Origin of the sequence: Lascolabacillus sp. (genome assembly GCF_028696275.1) — a bacterium.
GTDB classification, from domain to species: domain Bacteria; phylum Bacteroidota; class Bacteroidia; order Bacteroidales; family Dysgonomonadaceae; genus Proteiniphilum; species Proteiniphilum massiliensis.
Genome location: NZ_JAQVHI010000001.1, coordinates 202,691 through 208,690 on the forward strand (window position 1 = coordinate 202,691; position 6,000 = coordinate 208,690).

The window sequence follows — 6,000 nt, forward strand, 5'->3', positions numbered from 1 at the left end:
AACAATTGTAATGCAACAATGTTGCAAATATAACACTGTTACATTTAATACAAATGAATATTACATATTTTAACTATGATTATGCAGCAAAAAAAAGCGGTGGCCACCTGTTGTAAATCGCCCTGTAACTTCGCCTGTCTCCATATTCCCACCGGTTAAGGTTACCCCTCCTGTCTCATGGTCAGCAGTAACAATCACCAACGTTCTTCCATCCTTTTCAGCAAACTCCAGCGCCTTTCCAACAGTTCTGTCAAAATCAAGCATCTCATCTATCATGAATTTCATATCATTCTCATGACCTCCTCCATCAATCTCTGAACCTTCAACCATAAGGAAAAATCCCTTTTTACTGTTATTCAGAATATCCAGGGCAACCTCAGTAGTCTCTTCAAGCTGATTTCCCCTAACATCTACCTTGTTCTCCTTAAGAAAACCTGCAAGCTTACCCTCTTTTACTGATTTGATCGATTCAATATTGTCATACACCTGATAACCCTTTTGGGCAAGCTCCTCTAACAGGTTTCTATTATCTTCCCTATCATTGAAGTGCTCAATACCACCACCGATAAAGACATCCACATCTGATGATACAAACTGGCTTGCAATCTCTGGCATCATATCTCTATGATCCACATGAGCCACAAAATTGGCAGGAGTAGCATCAAGCATGCTTGTTGTAACAACAATACCTGTTGCCAGACCATTCTGCTGGGCAATTTTTAAAATTGAGGGAACAGGATTGCCCTGAGCATCCTTACCTATCATATAGTTATTGGTCTTATGTCCGGTAGCAATTGCATTTCCTCCTGCAGCTGAATCGGTAACGTAGCGGTTGGCCGACTGAGTCCTGGAGAATCCTACATGTTTGAAGTTATCAAGAAAAAGTTTACCCTTATTGGCTGTTGCACCTGCATAAATTTGTGTCACCCCCATTCCATCACCAATCAAAAGAATCACATTCTTTGGTCTTTTAGACTTAAACTTATGTGAGAATGTCTTAACATCATGGAAATTGCTGTTTTGATATTTGGATTCTGTGCCCTCAAAAGATTTTTGCTGTGAATAAATAGAGCCGGAAATGAATATCAATAGGAAAAATAACGTGGTAATTCTTGTTTTCATATATAAAATTATTTTTAAAAGTAAATGTGTATCAAGTCGGGGCACGAAATTAAATAAAAATTTGCATAATGTGTATAAGTACACTAACTTCGCAAGCCGAAAATCAATCAAATCTTAAATTCTAAAATATGAATAACCCATATTTTTAAGAATGAAAGACAAGAGAGAAAACCATTTTATATCATAATACATAATATGATACCCAGAAGTATTAACAATGATTATTAATTTAAAATTGTGAAAGAATGAAAAAGTCACATTCAAATTCCAAATGGAAAGGATTTCTGTTTGCCTTATTGTGGACAGTATCCTTTGGGTTATTTGCCCAAAACATTACGGTAACTGGATCTGTAACTGATGCAACAGGTATGTCAGTTATCGGTGCAACCGTTATGGTGGAAAACAATTCCAGTATCGGTACTGTTACCGATATTGATGGAAACTACACCTTAAATAATGTTCCATCTAACGCATCGCTGCAGTTCAGCTATGTTGGGATGGTAACACAAATCATTCCTGTTAACGGACGCAATCAAATTGATGTCGTTATGGCATCTGATACTGAGTTGCTTGACGAAGTAGTTGTAGTTGGTTATGGAACAATGCAGAAAAAACAGGTTACAAGTTCTATTACCTCACTCTCTGCAAGCGATCTGCCAAAAGGTGTGGGTGGTTCTTCAATTGCCAATGCATTGCAGGGAAAGGTAGCCGGATTGGTTATGTCCGGCAATGCAAGTCCTAACTCCGGAAACACTTTCCAGTTGCGTGGTATGGCTTCAATTAACACATCACGTGCACCGCTTATTGTTATAGACGGAATGCCGGGTGGAGATATTCGTTCTCTTGCAGCTGAAGAGATCCAGTCAATCGATGTATTGAAAGACGCTTCTGCAGGTGCAATCTATGGTACAAGAGCAACAGGTGGTGTTATTTTAGTTACTACCAAGAAAGCTTCTACAGGTAAACTTCAAACAAATTACACCAGCGAGTTAATGTTTAAAAAAGCATTCGGTAAACCTGATCTTCTTAATGCAAAAGATTATATTGCAACTTACGAAGGTGCAAAGAATGACGAAGGACATGAAACCGACTGGTGGGATGAAGCTTTGAGTGACAACCCAACTTCTCAGAGACATATAATTACTATGCAGGGAGGCCAGGAAACAGCACGTATATTTGCATCTTTGATGTATGACCAGAACAGAGGTGTACTCAGAGGTGACGAACGTGAAGACTATGCTGGTCGTATCAACACTGATTTCAAATTGCTTAACGGATGGCTTGATATTTCTTCACACTTAAGCTACAGACAGGCAAAACGTAATCAGAACAAACCTTCAATAGAAGGTATCATGCGTGCCAATCCTACACAGGCAGTTCGCGACCCAAACAGCCAGACCGGATGGAATATCTGGACAACTGGTGACAATACCGAAATGAACGAAATTGGTGAAGCAGCTCTTAAAACAGACGAAGGGGTGGATAAATGGTTCCGTCCTGATGTATCACTTAAATTGAACATCCTCCCTGTTGAAGGTCTTTCATATCAGCATACATTTGCTTATGAAAACAGACAGTGGGAAAGACATTACTACCGCTCAATGTTCTCTCGTGAAGAGCTCAGAGCAGGTCGCAAAGGCTGGGCTGAAATGGAATTCAGTAAAACCGAACTATTTAATACCGACGGTTACCTGTCATATCTTAATGAGTTTGGACCACACACTGTAAATGCAGTTGCAGGTTATAGCTATTTCGAAAGAAATGGAGACAACTTCTATGCACGTAACGGTAACTTCACCAACGACCGTATTATGTTCTGGAACCTTGGCGAAGGAACAAGATTAACTGAAGGTCTTGCACAAATGGGTTCATCAAAGAATATTACTGAGCGTCTATTGGCCTATTTCATGCGTGCAAACTACTCATACAATGATACTTATATGGCCACTGCATCTGTTCGCCGCGAAGGTTCAAGTAAATTTGCAGCAAACAACAGATGGGGTAACTTCTGGTCACTATCTGCAGGATGGCGTATGTCAAACGAAAGCTTCCTTGAAGATGTAGACTGGCTAAACGACCTGAAACTTCGTGTTGCTTATGGTGTCACAGGTAACGAAGGATTCTCTGCAAACTATGCAGCAAGAATGTATGGTTCAGACACAAGATGGTTATTACCTACTGGAAACTGGGCAATGAGTTATGGTGCAACAACCAATCTTAACAGAGACTTAGGATGGGAAGAAAAGCATGAGTGGAACGTTGGTCTCGACTTCTCTGTACTTGATAACAGAATTTATGGTAAAATTGATTTATACAAACGTAATATCGAAGGCTTGATATATAGTGTAGAGGTACCACAACCACCTAATACAGAATCAAGCATGTATAAAAACATCGGTACAATGAACAACCGTGGTTGGGAAGTTGAACTTGGTGCAAACCCTGTAAGAGGAAGAAACTGGAACTACAATACATCATTGAATTTAACTCACAACAGAACTTTCATCGGTTCTCTATGGGGTGATCAGACATACATCAATGGTAATTATATCAACAACTGGGTTGAATATGCTCACAGAATTGAAGAAAACGTAGAGGTAGGAAGCTATTTCATGTATCGTTATGCAGGAGTTAGTGAAGGAAGATTCCAGATCTATGATAAAGATGATAATATTATCTTCTCTGACGATGGTACAGTTGATGACCGCGTTTATCAGAAAAACTTCACTCCTACTGTAATGGCAGGTTGGACCCACAACTTAGGCTATAAAAACTGGGACTTCAACATGACTCTTACAAGCTGGATTGATTTCGATATTTATAACGCAATCGAACTTGAGTATGGTTTAAGAAACGTTGCACAGGGTAATATGATTTACGATGCAATCGAAAAGAACGGACATATTACCGGTCGTCCTTCTCCAAGTGATTATTTCCTTTATGATGGAACCTTCCTTAAGATTCAGAACCTGTCATTAGGTTATACACTTGCGTTGAGAAAGTATACTGATATGCTCAATTCTATCAGATTCTACTTCACAGGAGATAATGTATATACCTTCACTAAATACCCTGGTTTAAATCCCGAAGTTGACATCACAGGCTGGGATGCCGGTATCGAAAGAAAAGGGAATATCTATCCACAAACCAGAACATTCACTTTTGGTCTTCAGTTAAACTTCTAAAAGGCACAGTTATGAAAAAGTACAAATTATTAATAATAATATTAGCAGTAGTCGGTATCTCTTCCGTATTCAAATCATGCGAAGTAGAACCTACTTACTATTCGCAATCAACACCTGAATTGTTCTTTGACACGCAAGAAAAGGTGTACCAAAGAATGGGACGCGCTTTCACTCACTGGGCATGGTGTATGGCCGATAATCAGGCACACTCAAATTTTATAATGCTTCAGGAGTTCACTACAGATGAAATGTTGGTACCATCACGTTATAATGACTGGTATGATGGAGGTAACTATTTAAGAATGTATCACCACGATTTTACTCCTACTACTCCCGGTGTATATGATGCATGGAGAGCATTCTCAATGGGTGTGGCTCAGGCATGGAGTGCCAAGGATGATATCGATCAGTATGTTGATTTCGATGCTCTCGGATTCCCAGAAGGCAGCCGTGAAGCTGTATTGATGCAACTGCAGACATTATCTGCATTTTTCTACTGGTTCGGACTTGATATGTTTGGTGGTGTACCTCTTTATACTTCCACACAGGGAGATATTAAGCCACGTGCAACAGATGTTGAAACATTCGAATTCATCGATAGTCTTCTTACAGAAGCAATTCCACAGTTGCCTAAGAAAACTGTTCTTGGAGCACAGGAAACAGGTGCTATCAATCAGGCAGCAGCAGCTCTTTTAAAAGCTCGTCTCTATTTCAATGCAGAATCATACATCAGAAAAGATATGTATGCTGAAGCAGCAGCAATCTGTCAGGATATCATTGATGGAAAGTATGGCACTTATGCATTGGAAAATGAATGGACAAATATCTTCGGATTTGATAACGACCGTTCAACAGAGATAATCTGGTCTGTACCAAGTCAGAATGCAATCAGCGAAAGAAGTACCGGTCCACACTCCAATCACTACGGAATGGGCGAATACTGGAGCAATGGAGAGATTGGAAACAGAAACAATGGTTACTGTCTCGTACCATCACTCGACGTAGAAGGCAAATCATATTTATATGGAAGCGACAATCCAAGTTCAAAAGGCACATATCGCCTGGGAAGTCCTTTTGCCAAGTTCCACGAAGATGATGTTCGCAAACAGCTAAATGCATACGAAGGAGAAGGCAAATGGCGCGGTATGTTCTATTTTGGAGAGATGATCAACCCTGTAACAGGTGCTGCATGTCATGGAGGAAACCGTCAGGTTAAACCTAATGAAGTATTGGTACTTGTTGACCAGATTGCACGTATCACCCCACAGGCAGGAGCTGAAGTAGACCATGGAAAAGAAGGTGCACGCTGGGGAGAAGAGGCATCAGGTGTACGTCTGGCTAAGTTCTCACCAATTCCATGGTTAACAGAGAAAACATTAAAGGGTAATCCTGATATACCTGTATTCAGACTTGCAGAAGCCTACTATATGTTAGCAGAATGCAAATTACGTGCAGGTGACAAAGCTGCTGCAGCTAGTTTAATTAACACAGTACGCGAACGCTACTTCCCGGAAGGAGATCCGGATCCTGTAACTGCAAGCAACCTTGACGAATGGAGAATGCTGGATGAGTGGATGATTGAATTCATTGGCGAAGGTCGTCGTCGTACAGACCTTATCCGCTGGAACAAATACACTACCGAATCATGGTGGGATAAACCAGCCGACGGACCAGGTAAAGCTCACTACAACCG

At 40.4% G+C, this 6,000-nt stretch carries 3 protein-coding genes; 2 read left to right on the forward strand and 1 reads right to left on the reverse strand.

What is annotated here, in order from left to right; translation table 11 throughout:
• Nucleotides 1-69: 69 nt before the first annotated feature.
• Nucleotides 70-1,122, reverse strand: coding sequence for an alkaline phosphatase (locus PHO43_RS00965; protein WP_288010997.1), 1,053 nt, complete (start codon nucleotides 1,120-1,122; stop codon nucleotides 70-72).
• A gap of 245 nt (nucleotides 1,123-1,367) precedes the next feature.
• On the opposite strand from PHO43_RS00965, the gene PHO43_RS00970 reads away from it, so the two are divergent.
• Nucleotides 1,368-4,307 carry a SusC/RagA family TonB-linked outer membrane protein gene (locus tag PHO43_RS00970; RefSeq protein WP_288010998.1) on the forward strand — a complete coding sequence of 980 codons (2,940 nt, stop codon included), beginning with the start codon at nucleotides 1,368-1,370 and terminating at the stop codon, nucleotides 4,305-4,307.
• A gap of 11 nt (nucleotides 4,308-4,318) precedes the next feature.
• Nucleotides 4,319-6,000: RagB/SusD family nutrient uptake outer membrane protein (locus PHO43_RS00975; RefSeq protein ID WP_288010999.1), on the forward strand; the 1,682-nt coding region annotated here is incomplete at its 3' end.